At 66.8% G+C, this 22,772-nt stretch carries 23 protein-coding genes; 15 read left to right on the top strand and 8 right to left on the bottom strand.

All coding sequences use genetic code 11. The features are described 5' to 3' along the window. Positions 1-18: 18 nt before the first annotated feature. Genes PY310_RS16330 through PY310_RS16315 form a run of 4 tightly spaced genes read left to right on the top strand, consistent with a single transcriptional unit; the run spans position 19 to position 3,219 of the window. On the top strand, positions 19-1,191 hold the full coding sequence (locus PY310_RS16330) for a cytochrome P450 (RefSeq protein ID WP_275215520.1): 1,173 nt from the start codon (positions 19-21) through the stop codon (positions 1,189-1,191). Next, entirely contained in the window at positions 1,188-1,382 is a 195-nt protein-coding gene (locus tag PY310_RS16325) for a ferredoxin (RefSeq protein ID WP_275215519.1), read from the top strand. The genes PY310_RS16330 and PY310_RS16325 overlap by 4 nt, the downstream gene beginning before the upstream one ends. Continuing rightward, positions 1,379-2,566: an NAD(P)/FAD-dependent oxidoreductase gene (locus tag PY310_RS16320; RefSeq protein ID WP_275215518.1), complete on the top strand. Its 1,188-nt coding sequence runs from the start codon at positions 1,379-1,381 to the stop codon at positions 2,564-2,566. Before PY310_RS16325 ends, PY310_RS16320 begins: the two co-directional genes overlap by 4 nt. A gap of 38 nt (positions 2,567-2,604) precedes the next feature. Then, positions 2,605-3,219, top strand: coding sequence for a TetR/AcrR family transcriptional regulator (locus PY310_RS16315; RefSeq protein ID WP_275215517.1), 615 nt, complete (start codon positions 2,605-2,607; stop codon positions 3,217-3,219). Between the two features lie 3 nt (positions 3,220-3,222). On the opposite strand, the gene PY310_RS16310 is transcribed toward PY310_RS16315, so the two are convergent. Continuing rightward, positions 3,223-4,566: an ammonium transporter gene (locus tag PY310_RS16310; protein ID WP_275215516.1), complete on the bottom strand. Its 1,344-nt coding sequence runs from the start codon at positions 4,564-4,566 to the stop codon at positions 3,223-3,225. A gap of 287 nt (positions 4,567-4,853) precedes the next feature. After that, the gene (locus tag PY310_RS16305) at positions 4,854-5,090 is read right to left on the bottom strand and encodes a DUF2630 family protein (RefSeq protein ID WP_275215515.1); all 237 of its coding nucleotides are present in this window, start codon (positions 5,088-5,090) and stop codon (positions 4,854-4,856) included. 101 nt (positions 5,091-5,191) lie between these two features. On the opposite strand from PY310_RS16305, the gene PY310_RS16300 reads away from it, so the two are divergent. The 6 genes from PY310_RS16300 to PY310_RS16275 all read left to right on the top strand — a co-directional run bounded on the left by PY310_RS16300 (position 5,192) and on the right by PY310_RS16275 (position 13,807). Further along, positions 5,192-5,590 (top strand): DUF3592 domain-containing protein, encoded by a 399-nt coding sequence (locus PY310_RS16300; protein WP_275215514.1) that lies wholly within the window; start codon positions 5,192-5,194, stop codon positions 5,588-5,590. 63 nt (positions 5,591-5,653) lie between these two features. Beyond that, positions 5,654-9,364 carry a nitrate reductase subunit alpha gene (locus tag PY310_RS16295; protein WP_275215513.1) on the top strand — a complete coding sequence of 1,237 codons (3,711 nt, stop codon included), beginning with the start codon at positions 5,654-5,656 and terminating at the stop codon, positions 9,362-9,364. Further along, entirely contained in the window at positions 9,364-11,070 is a 1,707-nt protein-coding gene (gene narH / locus PY310_RS16290; protein ID WP_275215512.1) for a nitrate reductase subunit beta, read from the top strand. The genes PY310_RS16295 and narH overlap by 1 nt, the downstream gene beginning before the upstream one ends. Further along, complete coding sequence (gene narJ, locus PY310_RS16285) at positions 11,067-11,687, top strand: nitrate reductase molybdenum cofactor assembly chaperone (protein WP_275215511.1); 621 nt, start codon at positions 11,067-11,069, stop codon at positions 11,685-11,687. The genes narH and narJ overlap by 4 nt, the downstream gene beginning before the upstream one ends. 2 nt (positions 11,688-11,689) lie before the next feature. Then, a complete protein-coding gene (narI, locus tag PY310_RS16280; RefSeq protein ID WP_275215510.1) occupies positions 11,690-12,541 on the top strand; it encodes a respiratory nitrate reductase subunit gamma in 852 nt (283 codons plus the stop codon). A 39-nt stretch (positions 12,542-12,580) separates the two neighbouring features. Then, positions 12,581-13,807, top strand: coding sequence for an MFS transporter (locus PY310_RS16275; protein WP_275215509.1), 1,227 nt, complete (start codon positions 12,581-12,583; stop codon positions 13,805-13,807). A gap of 15 nt (positions 13,808-13,822) precedes the next feature. On the opposite strand, the gene PY310_RS16270 is transcribed toward PY310_RS16275, so the two are convergent. The 3 genes from PY310_RS16270 to PY310_RS16260 all read right to left on the bottom strand — a co-directional run bounded on the left by PY310_RS16270 (position 13,823) and on the right by PY310_RS16260 (position 15,068). Continuing rightward, positions 13,823-14,161 (bottom strand): DUF202 domain-containing protein, encoded by a 339-nt coding sequence (locus tag PY310_RS16270; RefSeq protein WP_275215508.1) that lies wholly within the window; start codon positions 14,159-14,161, stop codon positions 13,823-13,825. Positions 14,162-14,164: 3 nt separating this feature from the next. Then, complete coding sequence (locus PY310_RS16265) at positions 14,165-14,587, bottom strand: YidH family protein (protein WP_275215507.1); 423 nt, start codon at positions 14,585-14,587, stop codon at positions 14,165-14,167. A 97-nt stretch (positions 14,588-14,684) separates the two neighbouring features. Further along, on the bottom strand, positions 14,685-15,068 hold the full coding sequence (locus PY310_RS16260) for a YnfA family protein (RefSeq protein WP_414004237.1): 384 nt from the start codon (positions 15,066-15,068) through the stop codon (positions 14,685-14,687). A gap of 233 nt (positions 15,069-15,301) precedes the next feature. On the opposite strand from PY310_RS16260, the gene PY310_RS16255 reads away from it, so the two are divergent. The 3 genes from PY310_RS16255 (at position 15,302) to PY310_RS16245 (ending at position 17,938) form a co-directional block, all read left to right on the top strand. Continuing rightward, positions 15,302-15,505: a hypothetical protein gene (locus tag PY310_RS16255; RefSeq protein WP_275215506.1), complete on the top strand. Its 204-nt coding sequence runs from the start codon at positions 15,302-15,304 to the stop codon at positions 15,503-15,505. A 134-nt stretch (positions 15,506-15,639) separates the two neighbouring features. Then, the gene (locus tag PY310_RS16250) at positions 15,640-16,737 is read left to right on the top strand and encodes a ferredoxin reductase (RefSeq protein ID WP_275215505.1); all 1,098 of its coding nucleotides are present in this window, start codon (positions 15,640-15,642) and stop codon (positions 16,735-16,737) included. Positions 16,738-16,750: 13 nt separating this feature from the next. After that, entirely contained in the window at positions 16,751-17,938 is a 1,188-nt protein-coding gene (locus PY310_RS16245) for a fatty acid desaturase family protein (protein WP_275215504.1), read from the top strand. Positions 17,939-18,040: 102 nt separating this feature from the next. On the opposite strand, the gene PY310_RS16240 is transcribed toward PY310_RS16245, so the two are convergent. Next, on the bottom strand, positions 18,041-18,298 hold the full coding sequence (locus PY310_RS16240) for a metal-sensitive transcriptional regulator (protein WP_275215503.1): 258 nt from the start codon (positions 18,296-18,298) through the stop codon (positions 18,041-18,043). A 155-nt stretch (positions 18,299-18,453) separates the two neighbouring features. On the opposite strand from PY310_RS16240, the gene PY310_RS16235 reads away from it, so the two are divergent. Together PY310_RS16235 and PY310_RS16230 are read left to right on the top strand one after the other, a co-directional pair. Then, on the top strand, positions 18,454-19,854 hold the full coding sequence (locus PY310_RS16235) for an MBL fold metallo-hydrolase (protein WP_275215502.1): 1,401 nt from the start codon (positions 18,454-18,456) through the stop codon (positions 19,852-19,854). Positions 19,855-19,971: 117 nt separating this feature from the next. Next, a complete protein-coding gene (locus tag PY310_RS16230) occupies positions 19,972-21,252 on the top strand; it encodes an MFS transporter (protein ID WP_419095508.1) in 1,281 nt (426 codons plus the stop codon). 20 nt (positions 21,253-21,272) lie between these two features. Here PY310_RS16230 and PY310_RS16225 read toward each other — a convergent pair whose 3' ends face one another. Further along, on the bottom strand, positions 21,273-22,109 hold the full coding sequence (locus PY310_RS16225; RefSeq protein WP_275215501.1) for an alpha/beta fold hydrolase: 837 nt from the start codon (positions 22,107-22,109) through the stop codon (positions 21,273-21,275). A gap of 128 nt (positions 22,110-22,237) precedes the next feature. Beyond that, the gene (locus tag PY310_RS16220) at positions 22,238-22,435 is read right to left on the bottom strand and encodes a hypothetical protein (RefSeq protein WP_275215500.1); all 198 of its coding nucleotides are present in this window, start codon (positions 22,433-22,435) and stop codon (positions 22,238-22,240) included. Positions 22,436-22,772: the final 337 nt, after the last annotated feature.

Genomic DNA, 22,772 nt, shown 5'->3' with positions numbered 1-22,772 from the left:
ATCCGCAAGGAGAACACCATGACTGCACCGATCGAATCAGACATCGACATTTGGGCTGACGATATCCTCGTCGATCCCTACCCCACCTACGCCGAGCTCCGCGAGCAGGCTGCGGTGGTCCACCTGCCCAAGAATGACCTCTACGTCCTGACCCGCTATGACGTCATCCGCGACGCCCTCGCCGATCCGGAAGCCTTCTCGTCCACCAGCATCGGCTTCAACCCCATGGTGAACGAGGCGCTGCAGGGCACCTCGCTGGCCTCCGATCCGCCCGTGCACACACAGCTCCGTGCCACGCTCTCGCAGAACCTCACCCCGCGGGCACTCCGCGGCCTGAAGGTGGTCATCGACGACAAGGCGGACAGGCTCGTCGCGGGGCTCGCCGGCAGCGGGAGCTTCGAGGCCATCGACGCCCTGGCCCGGGCGTTCCCGATCGAAATCGTTGCCGACCTCATCGGTTTCCAGGGACATGTCAAGGACAACATGCTTCGTTGGGGCCAGGCCGCCATGCAGGTCATCGGCCCGCTGAACCAGCGCACCCAGGAGAGCTTCCCCATCGCCGGCGAGCTCTATGGCTGGTGCTCGTCGGTTACTGCCGAAGACCTCGCCCCCGGCTCCATCGGCCGCGGGATCTTCGACGCCGAGGGCAGGGGTGAGATTCCCGCCGGCACCGCAGGCCACATCATCCATCAGTACCTCGGCGCCGGCGTGGACACCACCATCGCCGCCATCGGCAACATCATTGCGCTGTTTGGCCGCCACCCGGAGCAGTTTGAGCTGGTCCGGGGGAACCCGGAGCTCGTCCCCGCGGCCTTCGCCGAGGTGCTCCGTTACTGGGCACCGGTCCATATCTGGGGCCGCAAGGCAACCCGCGACGTCGAGATTGACGGCGTGACCATCCCCGCTGGCGCGCAGGTGGGCATCCTCTTCGGCGCCGGGAACCGGGACCCGCGGCACTACGAAAATCCGGACACCTTCGACATCGCGCGCAACCCGGTGGACCACCTGAGTTTCGGCTACGGGCCGCACGGCTGCGCCGGCCAGGGCCTGGCCAGGCTTGAAGCGCACGCCATCATTGAAGCCCTGGCACGACGGGTTCAGTCATTGACCATCGGGGAAGCGGTTCGGGAGCCGAGCAACATCACCCGGAGCATCGAGAAGCTCGAGGTAGTAAAGGTAGTGGCAGCATGAGGATCGAACTGGACCGGCCGCGCTGCGAGGGCCACGGCCTCTGCGAGGAAGCCGCGCCCAAGCTCATGCACCTGGATGACGACGGCGAACTGGTCATCGATGTGCCGGAGGTTGACGGAGTGGAGCTGGAGGCCGCGAAGGCCGCCGTCAGGATCTGCCCGGTGGCCGCACTGCGTTTGGCCGCGGCATGAGCATGCGCCGGATCGTGGTGGTGGGCAACGGGATCGCCGGACTCACGGCGTGCGACGCGCTGCGCACCGCCGGCTTCGACGGTGAGCTGACCGTTGTGGGCGCGGAGCGGCACCAGCCCTACAGCCGGCCTGCCCTGTCGAAAGCCCTGCTTCACGGGGACGAGGACCTGCAGGCCCACGAACTGCCCCAGCCCACCCACGAAGCCACCGAGATGCTCGGCGTCAGCGCCATCGGCCTGGACGCCGACGCCCGGCTGGTGCGCCTGGAAGGGGGCGGTGAGCTGCCGTATGACGGCCTGGTCATCGCCTCCGGATCCCGGGCGAAGCGCCTGGGCTCCGCCCGCGCCGGGTCCGGGCCGCATGCCCGGGAGCTCACGCTGCGCACCATCGAAGATGCGGTCCTGCTGAAGGAACGCGTCGCCTCGCAGCCGTCCGTCATCATCATCGGCGGCGGCCCGCTGGGCATGGAGGTCGCCTCCGGGTGCCTCCACGCGGGCTGCGAGGTCACCCTCGTCTCGAACGCGATGCCGCTGTCACCTCAGTTGGGCGGGCACCTCGCCGGGATCTTCACCTCCGCCGCCATCCAACGGGGACTGCGGGTGATGGAAGGAGGCGCGGCCCGCATCGCGGATTCCGACGGCGGCCCGCGGGTTGTCCTTGCCGATGGCACCACGCTGACGGCTGACCTCGTGGTCACCGCCATCGGCGACGAGCCGAATACCGGGTGGCTTGCCGGCTCCGGTCTCCTGGCCGGGGGCTCAGTGCGGGTGGATTCACGCGGGCGGCTTCGGCCGGATATTGTGGCCGCCGGGGACGTGGCGTTCTTTCCCACCACCCGGGGTGTTCAGCGCATCCCGCTGTGGACCAGCGCCATCGACCAGGCCAAGGCCGCCGCCGTCGGCCTGCTCCAAGGCGACGCCGCACCCGAATTCAGCTTCCAGCCGTACTTCTGGACGGAGGGCTTCGGCCTGTCGCTGAAGGCGGTGGGCTTCACCCCGGTGGCCGGGAGTCCCGATTTCTGTGAACCCGGCGACGGTGCGGACTCCATGCTGCTGCGCTGGGACAACGGGGACGGCTCCGGCACAGCCGCGGCGATCAACTATCGGATCCCCATCCCGAAGCTGCGCCGGCTGGCCAACACGGGCCCGGAAACGCTGCGGCGGACCGTGCCGGCGGGGGTCTGATGTGTCCGGCTGCCGCACCCCACCGATAGGATGGACGCATGTCGTCGCTGCGAGAAGCCCAGAAACAGCTGACCCGGGACGTCATCGTCGAACGGGCGCTAGAGCTGTTCACCGAGAAGGGCTACGCCGCCACCACCATCGATGAGGTTGCCGCGGCCGCCGGAACCACGCGCGCCACCTTCTACGCTTACTACCCCTCCCGCAGTGACCTGATGCGTGACTTCATGGCGCGTGTCAACGCTTTCCTGGACCGATCGGATGCCCCTGAACAGGGCACCACCGCCCCGGAGCTGGTGGACGTGGTGCGGGAAGGCGAACTGTCCGGGGTACTGGCGTGGCTGGAGTCACGCGCGGCTCTGTGGCCGGTTTTCCGTCCGTACCTTGACGTGCTGGACGAAGCGGCGGCTGTGGACCGTGAAGTCCGCACCATGCTCGAGGAATGGCACGAAGAGGTCATCTCGGACCTCGTCCGGGGCATGCAGCTGGCCGGCCGCTTCCCGGAAGAAACCCGCCACATCCGGGGAACCCTCGCCTTCACCGCCCTTGATTACGTGGCGACCCTCTGGACGCGGCGCAAGTTCGAACCCAACCGGGAACATGCGCTCGAGATCCTGGCGGAGAACTGGTACCACCTGCTGTGCGATGAAGGCTGACGCCTAGGCGAAGGTATCTTCCCGGGCCTGAACGGGCCGTGCGGAAGGTTCGACGCCGGCACGCACCGCTGCGTCGGACGCCGCGGGCACCCGGTGGCCCAGCGGGTTGAAGTGGCCCGCGAGGATCTCACCCAGCGAGTAGGCAGTCTCGGCGTGCTGGGACAGGTCCACGCCCACCGTCTCGGCCTCGTGGCTGACACGGAAGCCGACGAACCGGTTGATGCCCCGGCCAATGATCAGGGTGACAACGCCGGACAGCAGCACGGTGACCACCACGGCCGCGGCCTGCGCCACCAGCTGCTGGAAGCCGCCGCCGTAGAAGAGGCCGCCGCCCTCACCGTCCACCGGGAGGGCGATGAAGCCCAGGGCCAGGGTTCCGATCAGCCCTGCGCCCAGGTGGACACCCACCACGTCCAGGGAATCATCCAGGCCGAAACGGTACTTGAGGTCCACGAACACGCAGCAGGCCGCCCCGGCTACCAGGCCCAGGCCGATTGCGGCCACCGGGCTGATGTTGGCACAGGAGGGCGTGATGGCCACCAGCCCGGCGACCACACCGGAGGCTGCGCCCAGTGAGGTGGGGTGGCCGTGGCGGACCTTTTCCACCACCAGCCAGCTGAGCATGGCCGCGGCCGGGGCAGCCAGGGTGTTCACCCAGATCAGGCCGGCCTGCTCCGCCGTGGTGGCGGCGCCGCCGTTGAAGCCGAACCAGCCGAACCAGAGGATGGCTGCGCCGAGCATGATGAAGGGGACGTTGTGCGGGCGGTGGCTGGGGTCCTTCGCAAAACCGTGGCGCTGCCCCACCACCAGGGCCAGGACGAGGGCGGCCGTGCCCGAACTGATTTCCACGACGGCGCCGCCGGCGAAGTCGATCACCTGGCCGAAGACCGCGGTCATGGCACCGCCGGCGCTCATGAGCCCGCCGCCCCAGATCATGTAGGCGAGCGGGCAGTAAACCAGGGTGACCCAGACCGGCACGAACAGCGCCCAGGCGCTGAACTTGGCCCGGTCCGCGATGGCTCCGCTGATCAGGGCCACGGTGATGATCGCGAACGTGGCACTGAAACCGGCCTTGATCAGATCGGGGGAGCCCATGAGGTTCTGCAGGCCGAAGTTGGCGAACGGGTTTCCGAAGATGCCCAGGAAGCCTTCGCCCGTGGTCATGGAATAGCCCCACAGGACCCACACAACACCCACGATGCCCGCGGAGATGAAGCTCATCATGATCATGTTGAGGGCCGCCTTGGCCCGGGTCATGCCGCCGTAGAAGAGGCCCAGCCCCGGGGTCATGAACAGCACCATGGCCGCCGCGATCATCAGCCAGACGTGTTGCGCAGTGATTGCCACGGCGTCCCTTCCCATCGATCCACATCACCGGGCCTTCTGCCCGGGCAATGCCCCTGATCAATGGTGATGGTGCCGTGTTTCGTTCTGTGCCGCTGCACGTTGCGTGCTTGTTACGTAACGGGCGGTTGCGTGAAGACCGCGTGACCGGCATGTTTCGGGCACGTTACATGGCTGCCCGCCGGAGCGGAAAAGCCCTGTGACGGCCCCGGGGCAGGAGTCCATATTTCCTCAACGTCACCGGCAGCTCACATCCGGCGGCTCACAACCGGCAGTTCGCAACCGTCCGGCTACTGCTTGTAGCCCTCCACCTCGCGGACTGAGCGGGTGGACGCCTCGTTCGGATTCTCGCCGGACTCCAGCTTGGCCCGGCGCTGCCGCAGCAGGTCCCAGCACTGGTCCAGGCTCTCTTCCAGATGTTTCAGCCTCGACGCATCCGGTGCCTTGCCGGCTCCGGAGGCTTCGCGGAGCTCATGCTCCTCGGCCACCAGCGCCTCAATGCGGCCCAAGATGTCCTGATCACTCATGGCTTCTCCTTTGTTCCATGGCAGGTTCCCTCAGGCTAACCAGTGCTGCCCGAACTCACCAGCGATCCGTTCCGGAGCCAACCACCGGTACCATCATTTCCATGCCCACCGCGCTTGAAATGGCAGGTCCCATCCTGGAGATCCTGACCTGGCTGTGCCTGCCTGCCGGGCTTGCCCTGCTCTTCTACTCCGGCATCCTGCGCCGTTTTGTGCACCCGTGGTCGGTGGCCGAAGCCGTGGTCTACGCGGACGAGAGCGGAACGGGGTTCCGCTGGTTCGACCGCAAATTCCAGGTGCACCACGCGCCGATGTCGCCGTACGACATCAGGGATCTGGCCGTCGGTGACACCCTGCCGATCTACTACCACCCCAAGCGCCCCACCCAGTGGCAGACCGCCACGCCCGAGGACGTGGGGAGGACCGCCGTCGTGCTTGGCCGGGTCCTGACCGGAATCGGCGCCGCGGCGTTCATCGTTGGGTTCTTCCTGCCGATGTTCTGACCCCGTCAGGGAAGAGGGGCCAGGCTATGGCCATATGCGGAGCCATGGCCTAACGTGTTGCCCATGGCTGCTGGACCCAACGCGGGGTTAGACGGACCCGCCTCTGATGCAATGCTGAAGCTGGGCCGTTTCTTCACGAAGTGGGACCAGACCGAGGACGGCCGGGCGGTGTTCCGGGAGGGCGGCCGCCAGGGTGACATCTTCTACCGCGACCGGTGGAGCCACGACAAGGTGGTCCGCTCCACGCACGGGGTGAACTGCACCGGCTCCTGCTCCTGGAAGGTGTACGTCAAGGACGGCATCATCACGTGGGAATCCCAGCAGACCGATTACCCCTCGGTGGGACCCGATAGTCCTGAATACGAACCTAGAGGCTGCCCCCGTGGGGCAGCCTTTTCGTGGTACACGTACTCACCCACGCGGGTCCGGTTTCCATATGCCCGCGGAGTGCTGGTGGAGATGTACCGGGAGGCCAAGGCCCGGCTCGGTGACCCGGTGCTCGCCTTCGCGGAGATCGCGGCGGACCCGGAAAAGCGCCGGCGCTACCAGCAGGCCCGCGGCAAGGGCGGCCTGGTCCGGGTCTCGTGGCAGGAGGCGATCGAGATCGCCGCCGCCGCCCATGTGAACACGATCAAGACTTACGGCCCGGACCGCTGCGCCGGTTTTTCGCCGATCCCGGCCATGTCCATGGTTTCGCACGCGGTGGGAACGCGCTTCATCCAGCTGATCGGCGGGGTGATGACATCCTTCTACGACTGGTACGCCGACCTGCCCGTAGCCAGCCCGCAGGTCTTCGGCGACCAGACCGACGTCCCGGAGTCCGGGGACTGGTGGGACGCCCGCTACCTGATGATGTGGGGCTCCAACGTTCCCGTGACCCGGACACCTGACGCGCACTGGATGGCGGAGGTCCGGTACCGCGGCACCAAGGTGGTCACGGTCAGCCCGGACTACGCGGACAACGCCAAGTTCGCCGACGAATGGCTCCCCGCCCAGGCCGGCACCGACGCCGCGCTCGCCATGGCCATGGGCCACGTCATGCTCAAGGAATTCTTTGTGGACCGCGAGGTCCCGTTCTTCACGGACTATGTAAAGCAGTACACGGACCTGCCGTTCCTGGTCCGGCTGGTCAGGAACGACGACGGCGCGCTGACGGCGTCGAAATTCCTCACCGCCGCAGACCTCCCGGCGGAGTCCGGGGCTGAGGATGCGGCGTTCCGCACCGTGCTGTTCGACAAAAAAACGGGGCGCCCCGCTGTTCCGAACGGCTCCATGGGGTTCCGGTATTCCGGCACCGGCGAGGGCAAATGGAACCTAGACCTCGAGGGGATCGAGCCGGCCCTGTCCCTGCGTGAAGTGTCCGGGGAAAGCGCCGAGATCCTGCTGCCCTGCTTCGAGCAGGCGGACGGCACGGGCGGCGTGCTCCGCCGCGGGGTCCCGGTCACCGAGGTGGAAGGCCAGCTGGTGACCACCGTGTTCGACCTGATGCTGGCCCAGTACGGGGTGGGCCGGGAAGGGCTGCCGGGGGAGTGGGCCGCCGGCTACGACGATTCCTCGACGCCCTACACCCCGGCGTGGCAGGAGGAGATCACCTCCGTTCCGGCGCAGGCCTGCATCCGGGTGGCGCGTGAATTCGCCCGGAACGCCGAGGAATCCAAGGGCCGCTCCATGATCATCATGGGCGCCGGGATCTGCCAGTGGTTCCACGGCGACACGACCTACCGGGCCGTGCTGGCGCTGGTCATGCTGACCGGCTGCATGGGCCGCAACGGCGGGGGCTGGGCGCACTACGTGGGGCAGGAGAAGACCCGGCCGGTCACCGGCTGGCTGTCGCTGGCCAACGCCCTGGACTGGGCCCGGCCGCCGCGCACCATGATCGGCACCGGGTACTGGTACATGCACACGGACCAGTGGCGCCAGGACGGCTACTCCGCGGACGCCCTGAAATCCCCGCTGTCCACCGGCGCCTTGGACGGCCTGCACACGGCGGACGCGATGGCGCAGTCCGCGAGGCTGGGCTGGATGCCGTTTTATCCCCAGTTCGACCGCAACCCGCTGGACCTCGCGGACGAGGCGGAGGCCGCCGTCGCCGTCGGCGCCGCGGCGGACACCCCCAGTTATATTGCGGATGCCCTCAAGAACCGCACCCTGAACCCTGCCATCGAGGACGTGGACGCGCCGGAGAACTGGCCCCGGACCCTGGTGCTGTGGCGCTCCAACCTGTTCGGCTCCTCGGCCAAAGGTAACGAGTACTTCCTGCGGAACCTGCTGGGCACCCACAACAACGTCCTGGGCAAGGACCACGCCGAGGGCCTCAAGCCCAAGGACGTGAAATGGCATGAGCAGGCGCCGGAGGGCAAGCTGGACCTGCTGGTCTCCGCCGATTTCCGGATGACCTCCACCACGCTGCTGTCCGACGTCGTGTTCCCCGCGGCCACCTGGTACGAGAAACACGATCTCTCCTCCACGGACATGCACCCGTTTGTGCACGCGTTCAGCCCGGCCATCGATCCGCCGTGGGAAACCAAGACGGACTTCGACACCTTCCACCTGCTGGCGCGCGAGTTCTCCCGGCAGGCGAAGACCCACCTGGGCGTCCGCCGGGACCTGGTCAGTGTGCCGCTGCAGCACGACACCCCGGGCCAGCTCGCCCAGCCCGGCGGGATCGTGCGGGACTGGCGGCAGACGGACATCCCCGCCGTGCCGGGGCAGAACATGCCCGTCTTCTCCGTGGTGGAGCGGGACTACACGGCCATCGCGGACAAACTCGCCGCCGTCGGACCGCTGGCGGACAAACTCGGCTTCACGGTCAAGAACGTCACGTACAAACTCGCCGGACCCCTGGACCGGCTCAGCCGCTCCAACGGGGTGATGCTCGGCGGTGCCGCGGACGGCCGGCCGGCCATCGACACGGACGCGAAAATGGCCGAAGCCATCCTGGCCTTCTCCGGCACCACCAACGGCGCGCTGTCCGTGCAGGGCTTCAAGGACCTGGAAGTCCGCACGGGCCGCAAACTCGTGGACCTGTCCGAAGGCTCCGAGGAAAAGTTCATCACCTTCGCCCAGACCCAGGCCGGCCCGGTCCCGGTGATCACCTCGCCGGAATGGTCCGGTTCGGAGACCGGCGGCCGCCGGTATGCCCCGTTCACCATCAACATCGAACGGCTCAAGCCGTTCCACACCCTGACCGGACGGATGCATTTCTTCCTGGACCACGACTGGATGACGGACATCGGCGAGGGGCTGCCGATCTATCGGCCGCCGCTGGACATGCACCGGCTCTTCGGTGAGCCCAAGCTCGGCGGCAACGGGGAACTGGAGGTGGTGGTCCGGTACCTGACGCCGCACTCCAAATGGTCCATCCACTCCGAATACCAGGACAACCTGCTGATGCTCTCGCTGTCCCGCGGCGGGCCGACGGTGTGGATGAGCCCCGCCGACGCCGAGTCCATCAAGGTCCGGGACAACGACTGGGTGGAGTGCCTGAACATCAACGGCGTCCTCGTGGCCAGGGCGATCGTCAGCCACCGGATGCCGGCCGGGGTGGTGTACGTCCACCACGCGCAGGAGCGCACCATCGACGTCCCCAAGTCCGAGGCCACCGGCCGGCGCGGCGGCATCCACAACTCCGTCACCAGGCTCCTGGTCAAACCCTCGCACCTGATCGGCGGCTACGCCCAGCTGGCCTACGCGTTCAACTACCTTGGCCCCACCGGGAACCAGCGCGACATGGTTGCCACCGTCCGTCGTCGTTCCCAGGAGGTGCAGTACTGATGCGTGTTATGGCTCAAATGGGCATGGTCATGAACCTGGACAAATGTATCGGCTGCCACACGTGTTCGGTGACCTGCAAACAGGCCTGGACCAACCGTGCCGGCACCGAATATGTCTGGTTCAACAACGTGGAGACCCGGCCCGGACAGGGGTATCCCCGCCGGTACGAGGACCAGGAGAAGTGGCAGGGCGGCTGGGAGCTGAACAAGCGCGGCAAGCTGGTCCTCAAGGGCGGCGGCCGCGTGAAGAAGCTGTTCGGGATCTTCGCCAGCCCGGTCCAGCCTGAGCTCAAGGATTACTACGAGCCGTGGACGTACGACTACAAGACGCTGATCGATTCACCCCTGGGCGATGACTTTCCGGTGGCACGGCCCAAGTCGCTGATCACGGGGGAGGACACCAAGATCACCTGGTCCGCGAACTGGGACGATGACCTGGGCGGTTCCACCGAGCACGGCCATTTGGACCCGATCGTGGAAAAAGTCCGCCGTGAGTCCGAGGACAAGATCAAGTTCGCATACGAGCAGACGTTTATGTTCTACCTGCCGCGGATCTGCGAGCACTGCCTGAACCCGTCCTGCATGGCTTCCTGCCCTTCCGGCGCCATCTACAAGCGGGTGGAGGACGGCATAGTCCTGGTGGACCAGGACAAGTGCCGCGGCTGGCGGCAGTGCGTCACTGGCTGCCCCTACAAGAAGATCTACTTCAACCACAAGACCGGCAAGGCGGAGAAGTGCACCTTCTGCTACCCGCGCGTGGAGGTGGGACTGCCCACGGTCTGCTCCGAGACGTGCGTGGGCCGGCTGCGGTACCTGGGGCTGTTCTTGTACGACGCCGACGCCGTCACCGCCGCCGCGTCCGTCACGGACCCGCAGGAACTCTACGACGCCCAGATGGACGTGCTGCTGGACCCGAACGACCCCGAAGTCCAGGCCGAAGCCCGCGCCCAGAACATCCCCGAGGACTGGATCGACGCCGCCCGGCGCTCGCCGGTGTACGCCCTGGCCAAGGTCTACAAGGTGGCCCTGCCGCTGCACCCCGAGTACCGGACCATGCCGATGGTCTGGTACGTCCCGCCGCTCTCCCCGGTGGTGGACCTGCTGCGGGACCAGGGGCACGACGGCGAGGACCACGGCAACCTGTTCGGCGCCATCGACGCCCTCCGGATCCCGGTGGAATACCTCGCGGAGCTCTTCACCGCGGGGGACACAGGCCGGGTCACGGACGTGTTGCGGAAACTGGCCGCCATGCGCTCCTTCATGCGCGGCATCAGCCTGGGCAATAATCCTGACGATTCCATTCCGGAGTCGGTGGGGATGGACAGCCAGACCATGTACGAGATGTACCGGCTGATGGCCATCGCCAAATACGACGAACGCTATGTGATTCCCAAGGCCCATGTGGAGCAGGCGCACGACCTGGAGGAGATGGGCTGCTCCCTGGATTTCGACGGCGGCCCCGGCATGCAGGACTCCTCCCCGTTCGGCGAAGCCAGCGGAAGGCCCGTCCCGGTGGCGGTGGAAACCTTCAACGCCCTCCGGGACCGGCAGACCACGGACGAGATGGGATCCGGCTCCGGCCTCAGCGGCCGGGTCAACCTGTTGAACTGGGACGGACGCGGGGCGCCGCCCGGGCTGTTCCCGGGACGGTCGCGCCCCGAGCCAGGTTCTTCTGCAGACAGCGTGCCGGCGGAGGAGCTGCCGTGAGCCGGCGCGTTCAGGTGGTGTATCTGGCCGCTGCCTGGTGCCTGTCCTACCCGGACGAGGACCTGCTGGCAAAAGTTCCGCTGATCCGCGCCGCGCTGGCCGAATTTCCCGGCGCCGGCCAGGACTTCGACGGCGTCCTGAACCTGCTCGAAGCCTCGGAGCCGATGGACATCCAGGCCCATTACGTCCGTGAGTTCGATCTGGGCCGGCGGCACGCGCTGCATCTGAGCTATTGGACGGACGGGGACACCAGGCGCCGGGGCGAAGTCCTGGGCAACTTCAAAAAGGCCTACCGGCAAAGCGACATTCTGGTGGACACCCAGGGTGAACTGCCGGACTTCCTGCCCATGGTTCTCGAATATGCCGCCCGGGTTGACCTGGCAGCGGGCCGCGACCTGCTGATCCGTTACCGGGCCAGCCTCGAGATGCTCCGCTTCGGCCTGCTGCGCGACGAGTTGCCGCACGCGCGCATCCTGCAGGCCATCTGCGCCACGCTGCCCGGCAAGTCGCCGGCCGACGAGCAGGCCGTGATGCGGATGGCCGGCTACGGGCCACCCACCGAGGCCGTAGGGCTGGACCCGTATGATCCCCGCCTGCTGCCAGTGAAGGGGGCCTGACGATGCTGAATCTCGAAACGGCGCCGGGAGCCGCCGTCGAAATCACCGCATGGGACATTGTCCTCTGGGGTGTCCTGCCCTACGTCATGGTGGTGGTCCTGGTGGGCGGCAGCATCTGGCGGTACAAGTACGACCAGTTCGGCTGGACCACCCGGTCCTCCCAGCTGTACGAGTCCCGGCTGCTGCGGATCGCCTCCCCGCTGTTCCACTTCGGCCTGCTCGCCGTGATCGCCGGCCACTTTTTCGGCCTGGTCATCCCGATGGCGTGGACCCAGGCCGTGGGTATGAGCCAGGAGTTCTACCACTTCAACGCGCTGCTGGTGGGAGGCATCGCCGGGGTGGGAACCCTGGGCGGAATCCTGCTGCTGATTTACCGCCGCCGCACCACGGGGCCGGTTTTTATGGCCACCACCAAAAACGACAAGAGCATGTATGTGGTGCTGACCGCGGCCATCCTCTTCGGCCTGTGGACTACGCTGGCCAGCGTCTTTGAGGGCGAACACGGGCACAACTACCGCGAAACCGTGGCGCCGTGGTTCCGCTCCCTGTTCATCTTCCAGCCGGACATTGCGGCCATGGCGTCAGCGCCGTTCTCCTTCCACCTGCACACGCTGGTGGGCATGGCGCTGTTTGTGATCTGGCCTTTCACCCGGCTGGTCCATGCCTTTACGGCGCCGCTGCATTACCTGTTCCGGCCCTACATCGTCTACCGCTCACGCGACCGTGACCGCGGACCCGGGCAGCCCAAGCGCAAGGAAACCGCCGGAGCTTCCGCCGCCCGCACCACCGGTACGCCAGCCCGCCGCGGCTGGTCCGCCGTCGGAACCCGCGACCGGGACACCCGGAACCGCTAAACGAAACCCAGCACCCAAAGTAGAGGAAAGAGGAATGCCGTGGCCGGATCCGCCGCTCCAGCCCGGCCGGCACCAGCCGGCCGGACGCTCAATCTTGTGCTCGCAACCTCCGCCTCGGTGGTGGGTTTCTGGGCGTGGAACTCGGTGGCAACCCTGGGTTCGTTCTACACCCAGAACCTCCACCTCAACCCGGCGGCCACCGGGGTGCTGGTGGCGATGCCGGTCTTCGTCGGCTCGCTCGGCAGGATCGTTGTCGGCACCCTGACGGACAAATACGGCGGCCGGGCGATGTTCACCTTTGTGCTGCTCGCCTCCATCCTGCCGATCCTCCTGGTCTCAGTCGGCGGGCTTCTCAGCTCATTTGCGCTGGTGCTCGGGGCCGGCCTGGTGCTCGGGGTTGCCGGCACGGTGTTCGCCGTGGGTATCCCCTTCGTCAGCGCCTGGTACGAACCGTCCCGGCGGGGCTTTGCCACCGGCGTCTTTGGTGCCGGCATGGGCGGCACGGCACTGGCGGCGTTCCTGAACCCGCGGCTGGTAGCCGGCATCGGGTATTTCCCCACGCATCTGCTGATCGCCGGGATCCTGGCGGCAATGGCAGCCCTGGTGTGGTTCCTGATGAAGGAATCGCCGGGCTGGACCCGCAACAACGCCCCCGTGCTGCCCAAGCTCCTGGACGCCGCCAAAACACCGGTCACATGGAAGATGTGCTTCCTCTACGCGGTAGTCTTCGGCGGCTTCGTTTCCTTCGCCACCTACCTGCCCACCTACCTGCGGGACGTCTACAGTTTCGATCCCAGCGGCGCCGGCGCCCGAACCGCCGGATTCGCGCTCGCTGCCGTGCTGGCAAGGCCGATCGGCGGCGTCCTCGCCGACAAGTTCGGCTCCAAGCCGGTGGTGCTCGCGTCCCTGGCAGGGGTGGCGGTGCTCGGCTGGGTGGTAAACCTCCAGCCCGACGGCGAAGTCCCCGCCGGCCTGACCTTTGTGGCCATGGCGGCCGCGCTGGGGTTGGGGACCGGAGGCGTGTTCGCGTGGGTGGGCGTACTCGCTCCGCCCGGCAAGGTGGGCAGCATCAGCGGAGTGGTCAGCGCCGCAGGCGGCCTGGGCGGCTACTTCCCGCCGCTGGTGATGGGCGCAACGTACGACGCCGCCACCCGCAGCTACTCCATCGGGCTGCTCCTGCTGGTTGCCACCGCCCTGGTGGCCCTTGCTTTCACCGTCCTGGCGGTGCGCGGTCCCTCGAAAACCGTCCAGGCGGTCAAGGCCTGACAAAGAGCCCGCCGTTTAGCCGGCCAGCACCACGGCGATCCCGAGGGCGCCCAGCGCAACCCCCGCAAAGGCGGTCCAGAGCACCGCGGGGGCATCGGCGTCGGCCCTTTCGTGCACAATGCCATGGGAGCTCGCCAGGTACCGCCGCCGCTGGGTCAGATAAATAGCCAGGGCCGCGCCCGAGGAGACGGCGAAGAGCAGCAGGATGGGAAAACCGTGGTGGGGGAGCCACCGCAGGAAGATGGCGCTCACGGTTGCCAGCGCCATCATGGTGCGGCCCCAGGCCAGGGTGGTTCGTTCGGGTTGGAGCCCCGGGTCTCCGTGCGGGCTGACCGGCTGCGGTGCGGTGGACACTGTTCAGCGCACCAGAACGGAGACCACAACCACCGCGGCGGCGAGTGCGCCGGCAGCGGCCATGAGCGGCACCACCAGCGGCAGCGGAAGCGGGGTCTTGTTGCGCATGCTCCGTTCCACCCGGACCCAGCGCACGGCCGCGCCCGCGCTCAACAGCATGCCCAACAGGAGGAGCAGTACCGCCAGCATCTTCCGGACGGGTTCGCTGAAAAGGTCGGAGGTGAATGCTTCAATCGCGATTCCGCCCGCCAGCAGCGCAAGGGAGGTGCGGATCCAGGCGAGGAAAGTCCGCTCGTTGGCCAGCGTGAACCGGGGATCGGGTTCGGTGCCGCCGGGCAGGAGCCGTTCAGCTAATCTTCCGCGCGGAGGCAGGGGCGGGGTCGACGGCGGTACGGGGCCGCTGGGCGGTGGCTGGTTGCTGGACACGGGGACAGTTTAGCCGCCGGGAACCGTATGGCTGCCGGGAAGCGTTTAGCAGCCGGGAACCGTTTAGCCGCCGGGAACCGGGGCGCCAGGGGGCGGCTCAGCCGGCGTTCCGGGGCGCAAACATGATGACGGCGACGCCCACAAGGCAGATTACGGAACCGGCCACGTCCCACCGGTCAGGCCGGAAGCCGTCAAAAATCACGCCCCAGGCCAGCGAGCCGGCAACGAAGACGCCGCCGTAGGCCGCCAGGATTCTGCCAAAATGGGCATCCGGCTGCAGGGTGGCCACAAAGCCGTAGACGCCCAGGGCAATAACGCCGAGCCCGGCCCACCACCAGTCCTTGCCTTCACGGACGGCCTGCCAGACCAGCCAGGCGCCACCGATTTCGGCCACGGCGGCCAGCACAAACAGCACACCCGTTTTGGCTACCGACACCGTTTCAGCAGGAATGTTCACAGATTCATCATGCCAGCAGGTCATGCAGCCCCTGGCGGGGACGTGAAGCCACAGGCGGCGCATCGGATGCCCTCCTCCGGCCACTGGGGCCCAGGATGCCGGGATCGGAGCACGGCCGATTGCTGGGTCCCTCGGGCGGCGGGCAGAACGTCGAAAACGGCCGGACCCGGCTGGGTGATCTGCCGCGGACGTAATACCCTAAGAGCAACCGGGGCATCGCTTATTCCGGTCCTGCCGCGCTGCACGAAAGGTTCGCTATGTCCGAGAAGCTTCATCTGACGCCGGAAGACGATTTCCCTGAGGATCTTTCCGCCCTTCCCAACCAGGACCTCCAGGTTCTGGACAGCCAGGTGCAGCGCCAGCTCGACTACGAATACGTGGCCGAGGGCGAACCCAATCCGGAGACCGAGTTCAGGCGCGATGACCTTAACGAGGAATTCGAGGAGCGGGACCACCGCTGATCCGGGAACCATCCACAGGCTGCAGCCGTTAGGCTTATAGCGGGCTTGGGGGAACTAACTGCCCTCTATTACAGCATGGCTGCGCAACGGTCAGGAGAGAGAAACATGGCTCGCGCCGCTCAAGGTACAACTGCATGATCCGGCTACGTCAGCTGGCCCAGGCGGCATCCGTCCTGACCACGCCTTTGTCGCCGGAAGATGTCCTGTCACTGTTTAACCCGGTCTTCTCCGCGCGCCAGCTGCGCGGCGTGGTGACCCGGGTGGTCCAGGAAACCGCGCAGTCAGCCACCATCTTCTTCCGCCCCGGCCGCGGCTGGCATTCGCACCTCGCCGGCCAATGGGCCCGGATCGGGGTTGAACTCGACGGCGTTCGCCACTGGCGTTCCTATTCGCTCAGTGCCCCCGCGGGCAAAGATCCCGCCATTACCGTCACTGATGTCGGCGCCGTTTCCGGCACCCTGGTCCGCACCACCAAACCCGGCGATGTCCTGTTCCTCGCCCCGCCGCAGGGCGATTTCATCCTCCCGGAGCATCCCCGCCCGCTGCTGATGGTCACCGCGGGAAGCGGCATCACTCCGGTGATGTCCATGATCCGCACGCTGGTCCCGCGCCGCCCGGATGCCGACGTCGTGCTTGTCCATTCGGCCCGCACCCCCGGCGACAGCCTCTTCCACGAGGAGCTTGCCGAACTCGCCGATCAGTTCCCCAACTTCCGCCTGGCCCACTGGTACACGGGTGAGCAGGGCCGAATGGACCTGACCACCACGGCGGAACTGGACCGGATCTGCCCGGACTGGAAGGAACGTGCCGCCTACGCGTGCGGCCCGGACAGCTTCCTGGATGACGCCGAGGCCCTGTGGAAACAGGCCGCGCTCACCACTGCCGCCCCGGGTTCGGACGTCGCAGTAGCCGGTGACCCCGGCAACCTGATGATCGAACGCTTCAACACCACCTTCGCCGGGGGTGTGGGGCACGACGGCGGCCTCGTCACGTTTGAGGCCTCTGACCGGGAAGTTGATGCCGACGGCGACACCCCGCTGCTCGATGTCGGCGAGGATGCCGGGGTGCTGATGCCCAGCGGATGCCGGATGGGAATCTGCCACAGCTGCCTTACTCCGCTTCTGGCCGGGCAGGTCCGTGACCTCCGCACCAACGAGATCCACGGCGAGCCCGGCCAACTGATCCAAACGTGTGTCTCGGCAGCCGCCGGACCCGTCAACCTCGAACTCTGAGGAGCCTCACCGCATGTCAGTAGTTTCAGAAAGCAAGACAGTTTCCGAAGGCAAGACCGCCCCGGCCGGAGCGTCAAGGACGCGCCCCGGGGCGTTGGCCGAGTCCGGCAGCCCTTCCGTCCGCCCGCCCACCGCCGCGCACCTGTCTGACGAACAGGTCGCCGAGCTGGGCCGGGAACTCGACGCGATCCGCGACGATATCCTCGCCAAGCGCGGTGCCTCCGATGCCGCCTACATCCGGCGCATCATCAAGGTCCAGCGCGGCCTGGAGATCTCCGGCCGCGCCGCCCTGCTGGTCAGCAAGAACAAGGCAGCCTGGGTCACCGGCACCACGCTGCTGAGCCTGGCCAAGATCCTCGAGAACATGGAGATCGGGCACAACGTGCTGCACGGCCAGTGGGACTGGATGCGGGACCCGGATATCCACTCCACCACGTGGGAGTGGGACTTCGTCACGCCCTCGCGCTCATGGCAGCACACCCATAACGACCTCCACCACCGCTGGACCAACGTGGTGGGCAAGGATAACGACGTCGGATACAACCTCCTGCGTATGGACGAGAGCCAGCCGTGGGTGCCCGCGAACCTGGGCAACCCGCTGTACAACGCCATCCTGGCACCTCTTTTCGAGTGGGGCATCGCCATCTACGACCTTGAGTTGAACGATTTCAAGGAGGGCAGGAAGTCCAAGGAAGCCCTGCTCAAGGACCTCAAGGCGCTGGGCAAGAAAGTGGTCACCCAGTTCACCAAGGACTACGCCGCCACGCCCGCCGTCGCCATGCTCACCGGTTCCGGCAAGCAGGCGCTCTACGGCACCCTGACGGCCAACGCCGTCCGCAACGTCTGGGCGCACGCGGTGATCTTCTGCGGTCACTTCCCCGAAGGCACTGACACCTTCAGCGAGGAAATGGTGGAAGGCGAAACGCGCGGAGACTGGTACGTCCGCCAGATGATCGGCTCGGCCAACATCTCCGGCTCCAAGTTCATGCACCTGATGACCGGCAACCTCTCGCACCAGATCGAACACCACCTCTTCCCGGACCTGCCCTCCAACCGGTACGCCGAGGTGGCGCCGCTGGTCCAGGAAATCTGCCAGCGGTACGGCCTGAAGTACACCACGGGTCCGCTGCTCAAGCAGGTGGGGTCAACCTGGGGCAAGATCTTCCGGCTGGCACTGCCGGGTAAGGCCGCCAAGGCCTAAGGCAGGGCAGCACAACAGCAGACAGTGGAGGGGCCAGGCGAACGCCTGGCCCCTCCACTGTCTGCTTTTAACCCGCTGTCTTCTGGCGCTCACCAGGGGGTGTTAGGCCAGGGAGAGGAAGAGCTTCTCCAGTTCTTTCCGGTCCATCGTGGTGTCTTCACGAACGATGCACTGCTCCAGGCCGCTGGCGATGATGGCGAAGCCGGCACGGTCCAGGGCCTTGGACACGGCGGCGAGCTGCGTGACGATGTCCTTGCAGTCCCGGCCTTCCTCCAGCATGCGGGTGACAGCTGCGAGTTGGCCCTGGGCCCGCTTGAGGCGGTTGATCACCGGTGTCAGTTCAGTCGAATCGAGTTGCATGCGGTCTCCAATGGTCGTGTTCCTTCGGTTAATCATATACCCCTCCGGGTGTTTGACTACCCCCGGGGGTATCTGTGATACTCGAAATGTGTCCGGTGGTTCATTGCCGGCTTCCCGAACTTTCCCCATCCCCTGAGTCTGAAGGAGAGCACCAGATGCTTATCGAGCGTATTTACGATGAAGACCTTGCCCAGGCCAGTTACCTGATCGGCTGCCAGGCCAAGGGTGAAGCGATCGTGGTGGACGGCCGCCGCGACATTGCCGTGTACCAGGATCTGGCTGCGAAGAACGGCATGAAGATCGTGGCGGTCACCGAGACCCACATCCACGCCGATTACCTGTCCGGCACCCGGGAACTGGCCGCGGCCACGGGCGCGACGATCTATGTTTCCGGCGAGGGCGGACCGGACTGGCAGTACCAGTTCGAGGGCGAGCGGCTGCACGACGGGGACACCATCACCCTGGGCAACATCACCATCCAGGCCGTGCATACCCCCGGGCACACGCCGGAGCACCTGTCCTTCCTGGTCACCGACGGCGCGTTCAGCGACCAGCCCGGCTACCTGCTCTCCGGGGACTTTGTCTTCTCCGGGGACCTGGGCCGCCCGGACCTGCTGGATGAGGCCGCCGGCGGGATCGACACCCGCTTCGTGGGCGCCAGGCAGCTCTTCGCGAGCCTGCGGGAGAAGTTCCTGACCCTCCCGGACCACGTCCAGGTCCACCCCGCGCACGGTGCGGGCAGCGCCTGCGGCAAGGCCCTGGGCGCGATCCCGTCCTCCACCGTGGGCTACGAACGCCTCTACGCCTGGTGGGGCCCGTACCTGGCCGCCAACGATGAGCAGGGCTTCATCGATGAACTCCTCGACGGCCAGCCCGACGCGCACGCCTACTTTGGCCGGATGAAGCGCGAAAACCGGGAAGGCCCGGCCATCCTGGGCGACCGTGCCCCGCTGCCCGAGCTGTCCGCGGAGATCGTTGCCGCGGGCCTGGCGGAGGACACCCTGACCTTCATTGACACCCGCTCCAACACCGAGGTCCATCAGGGCACGGTGGCCCGGTCCCTGAACGTTCCGGCCGGCAAGTCCGTGGCCAGTTACGGCGCCTGGGTGGTCAACCCCGAGACGGACACGAATCCGCTGGTGCTCCTGGCTCCCGGCCAGGCCGCCGCGCAGGAGATGTGGGACCACCTGATCCGGGTGGGCATCGATAACGTCGCCGGGTATGTCACCGGCATCGAGGGGCTGCCCGGTTTCACCCCCACGCTGATCCAGCCCGAGGAACTCGAGACGTTCGACGCCGCCATGGTCCTGGACGTCCGGAACAAAACCGAGCACACGGCCGGGCACATCCCCGGCTCGCACCAGCTCAGCGGCGGCCGCGTCATGTGGCACCTGGATGAGCTGCCCGCGGGCGGCACCATCGTCTCCTACTGCCAGTCCGGTGTGCGGAACTCCGTCGCCGCCAGCGCCCTGCGCCGCGCCGGGTACAACGTCGTCGAACTCGACGGCAGCTACGCCGCCTGGAACGCCCGGCAGAACAGCGTCCCCGCCGCCTAACCCGGTGCCGTCACCACCCCAAGACCGCCCGGGCAGGACCCCCCTCCTGCCCGGGCACCCGGCCCGGGCGTGCCCCCACACGCCCGGGCCACCCCGTGCCTACAGAAAGAAGCAGGAATGCGGCCCCACACCTCCGCCTCCGGACCTGCCGGTTCAACCGCCGCCGTACTGGGCCTGCGGCAGAACCTCGCCCAGTTCATGCTGTTGGTTGCCGTGAACGCCCTGGTGGGCGGGACCCTGGGCCAGGAACGCACTATCCTGCCGTTGCTGGCCGGACAGGTTTTTCAGCTGGACCTCTACACCAGCGCCCTGACTTACATCCTGGCGTTCGGCGTCGCGAAGGCGGCCACCAACTACTTTGCCGGCACCTTCTCGGACCGCTATGGCCGCAAACCTGTGCTGGTCACGGGCTGGCTGGTGGCCCTTCCGGTCCCGTTCATGCTGATCTTCGGGCCTTCGTGGGGCTGGATTGTTGCTGCCAACGTGGTCCTGGGCATCAGCCAGGGCCTGACGTGGTCCACCACGGTCATGATGAAGATGGACCTCGTCGGGCCCGAACGCCGAGGCCTGGCCATGGGGCTGAACGAGGCCGCAGGCTACCTCGGCGTGGCCGGCACCGCACTGGCCACCGGCTACATCGCATCCACCTACGGGCTGCGCCCCGGCCCGTTCCTGCTGGGAGCGGCGTTCATCGCGGTGGGACTTGGCCTGTCCGTGCTGACGGTCCGCGAAACACGCCACCATGCCGGGACGGAGGCGGCCGCCCACGTCCCGGTGCACAGCGGTACCCATGCCGGACTGAGCAGCCGTGAGGTCTTTACCCTGACCAGCTTCCGGGACCGCTCACTCTCCTCCGTCTCCCAGGCCGGCATGGTGAACAACCTCAATGACGGGCTGGCCTGGGGCCTGTTTCCCGTGCTCTTCGCCGCCGCGGGACTCAGTATTGAACGTATCGGCGTCCTGGCCGCGGTCTATCCGGCCGTCTGGGGTGCCGGACAGTTGATCACGGGTGCGCTGTCGGACCGGATCGGCCGCAAGCCGTTGATCGTCGCGGGCATGATCGTCCAGGCCGCAGCGCTGGCAATGGTGGCCGTCGGCGCAGACTTCGGGATCTGGCTGGCTGCCGTCATCCTGCTCGGCGCCGGCACGGCGATGGTTTACCCCACCCTGCTGGCGGCCATCGGCGACGTCGCCCACCCACACTGGCGGGCACGCTCAGTAGGCATCTACCGGTTGTGGCGCGACGGCGGGTTTGCCGTCGGCGCCCTCCTCTCCGGGGTCATCGCCGATGCCTATGGCATTCCGGCCGCCGTGGGCGTCGTCGCTGCCCTGACGGCAGCATCCGGCATCCTCGTGGCCGTTCGAATGCGCAGGGCGGACCATATTTCCGCGGGATAAGCACCCGTCAGGCGAAGCCGCTACTTCTTCAGGAAGGCGAGCAGGGCCTCATTGACCTCCGCAGAGTGCGTCCACAGCATGCCGTGCGGGGCGCCGTCGATCTCCAGGTACTCGGCGTCGGGCAGTGCCTTGGTGAACCGGCGCCCGGTCACGTCGATGGGCAGGATCCTGTCGGCGGTGCCGTGGACGATCAGGACCGGGACGTCGATCTTGGGGATGTCTGCACGGAAGTCCGTCAGCCACGTGGGCTGGGCTGCGACCAAGGCAGTGGCACCCGCCGCGGCCGCAACGTTCCAACTGGCATCCACGGCCTCCTGGCTGAGCCGCGGGGTGCCCAGGAACGTGTCCGTGTTGTAGAAGTTCTTGAAGAATTCCCTCAGGAACGCGTACGGATCGGCGGTGACGGCTTCGGTGAGCCCATCAAAAACGTCCTGCGGAACGCCGTCGGGGTTATCTCCGGTCTTCAGCACAAAGGGTTCCAGGGATCCCAGGAACACGGCCTTGGCCACCCGGGACGATCCGTAGGTGCTGATGTACCGGGCCACCTCGCCGGTGCCCATGGAGAAGCCGGCGAGCACCACCTCGTTCAGGTCAAGGGTGGTCAGGAGGGCGTCGAGGTCCGCCGCGAAGGTGTCATAGTCGAAGCCGTCGGCGGGCTTGCTGGATTTGCCGAAACCGCGGCGGTCGTAGGTGATGACCCGGAAGCCGGCCGCCAGGAGTGCGGCCGTCTGCTTCTCCCAGGAGGCGCCGTCCAGGGGATAGCCGTGGATCAGGACCACCGGCTGTCCGGTCCCGTGGTCCTCGTAGTAAACCTCAATGTCCGTGCTGTTCTCGGTTCCAACGGTGACGTAGGCCATCAGGTCCGTCCTTTCGAGGGTTCGGAAATCAGGTTCGGGCGGCGCGAAAGGCACCGGGTAGTCCCTACTCTAGGGAACGCCCGCGCGGGCTCCAAGGAGCAGGTCTCAAGGAGGGGCGTGAGGGAGGGCTACTTGGACGGCTGGGGCAATTCGCACTCAACCTTGGGGTTGACGCCCATGTAGTTCAGGGGACCCGCGACGATGGTCACTGCCACCGTGCCGGCCTGGGCGCAGTTCCCGGGGGCGCTGCCGAAGTAGCCGCGCTGCCAGGCGGCGATTCCTCCGATGATCAGCCAGATGACAATCAGTGCTCCGAGAAACTTCATGGTGTCCTCCCATGGCCGTGGCCGCCTGTGCGTTCAAGTATGCGCCGTTAACCGAAATCGATACAGCACCGACCCGCCTCGCCCCGCCCCGCCCCGCCCCCGGACCCCCGGGACGCTCTCTCACTTAATGTGGCTTAATTCCTGATGCTCTCTCACTCTCTTGAGGAAAGTGAGAGAGCATCGCTCGAAAACCCACATTAAGTGCGAGAGCTGGGGTTACCCGCAAATCGTGGACAGTCGATCAGGCGGCTTGTGCCGGCTGAGGTTTATCCGTGGTGAGGAGTCGTTCGTGTTCCACGGGTGTGGTGTAGCCGATGGCTGAGTGGAGCCGGGCACG

The organism is Pseudarthrobacter naphthalenicus (assembly GCF_029076445.1).
GTDB lineage: Bacteria > Actinomycetota > Actinomycetes > Actinomycetales > Micrococcaceae > Arthrobacter > Arthrobacter naphthalenicus.
Note: the sequence above shows the minus strand (reverse complement) of the source record. Positions and strands in the feature narration are given on the sequence as shown.

Excerpts from the sequence above, each read along its gene's own strand:
- PY310_RS16330 (WP_275215520.1), top strand. The coding sequence starts at position 19 with ATGACTGCACCGATCGAATCAGACATCGACATTTGGGCTGACGATATC.
- PY310_RS16325 (WP_275215519.1), top strand. The coding sequence starts at position 1,188 with ATGAGGATCGAACTGGACCGGCCGCGCTGCGAGGGCCACGGCCTCTGC.
- PY310_RS16320 (WP_275215518.1), top strand. The coding sequence starts at position 1,379 with ATGAGCATGCGCCGGATCGTGGTGGTGGGCAACGGGATCGCCGGACTC.
- PY310_RS16315 (WP_275215517.1), top strand. The coding sequence starts at position 2,605 with ATGTCGTCGCTGCGAGAAGCCCAGAAACAGCTGACCCGGGACGTCATC.
- PY310_RS16305 (WP_275215515.1), bottom strand. The coding sequence starts at position 5,090 with ATGAGTGATCAGGACATCTTGGGCCGCATTGAGGCGCTGGTGGCCGAG.
- PY310_RS16300 (WP_275215514.1), top strand. The coding sequence starts at position 5,192 with ATGCCCACCGCGCTTGAAATGGCAGGTCCCATCCTGGAGATCCTGACC.
- PY310_RS16295 (WP_275215513.1), top strand. The coding sequence starts at position 5,654 with ATGGCTGCTGGACCCAACGCGGGGTTAGACGGACCCGCCTCTGATGCA.
- narH (WP_275215512.1), top strand. The coding sequence starts at position 9,364 with ATGCGTGTTATGGCTCAAATGGGCATGGTCATGAACCTGGACAAATGT.
- narI (WP_275215510.1), top strand. The coding sequence starts at position 11,690 with ATGCTGAATCTCGAAACGGCGCCGGGAGCCGCCGTCGAAATCACCGCA.
- PY310_RS16260 (WP_414004237.1), bottom strand. The coding sequence starts at position 15,068 with ATGACCTGCTGGCATGATGAATCTGTGAACATTCCTGCTGAAACGGTG.
- PY310_RS16255 (WP_275215506.1), top strand. The coding sequence starts at position 15,302 with ATGTCCGAGAAGCTTCATCTGACGCCGGAAGACGATTTCCCTGAGGAT.
- PY310_RS16250 (WP_275215505.1), top strand. The coding sequence starts at position 15,640 with ATGATCCGGCTACGTCAGCTGGCCCAGGCGGCATCCGTCCTGACCACG.
- PY310_RS16245 (WP_275215504.1), top strand. The coding sequence starts at position 16,751 with ATGTCAGTAGTTTCAGAAAGCAAGACAGTTTCCGAAGGCAAGACCGCC.
- PY310_RS16240 (WP_275215503.1), bottom strand. The coding sequence starts at position 18,298 with ATGCAACTCGATTCGACTGAACTGACACCGGTGATCAACCGCCTCAAG.
- PY310_RS16235 (WP_275215502.1), top strand. The coding sequence starts at position 18,454 with ATGCTTATCGAGCGTATTTACGATGAAGACCTTGCCCAGGCCAGTTAC.
- PY310_RS16230 (WP_419095508.1), top strand. The coding sequence starts at position 19,972 with ATGCGGCCCCACACCTCCGCCTCCGGACCTGCCGGTTCAACCGCCGCC.
- PY310_RS16225 (WP_275215501.1), bottom strand. The coding sequence starts at position 22,109 with ATGGCCTACGTCACCGTTGGAACCGAGAACAGCACGGACATTGAGGTT.
- PY310_RS16220 (WP_275215500.1), bottom strand. The coding sequence starts at position 22,435 with ATGAAGTTTCTCGGAGCACTGATTGTCATCTGGCTGATCATCGGAGGA.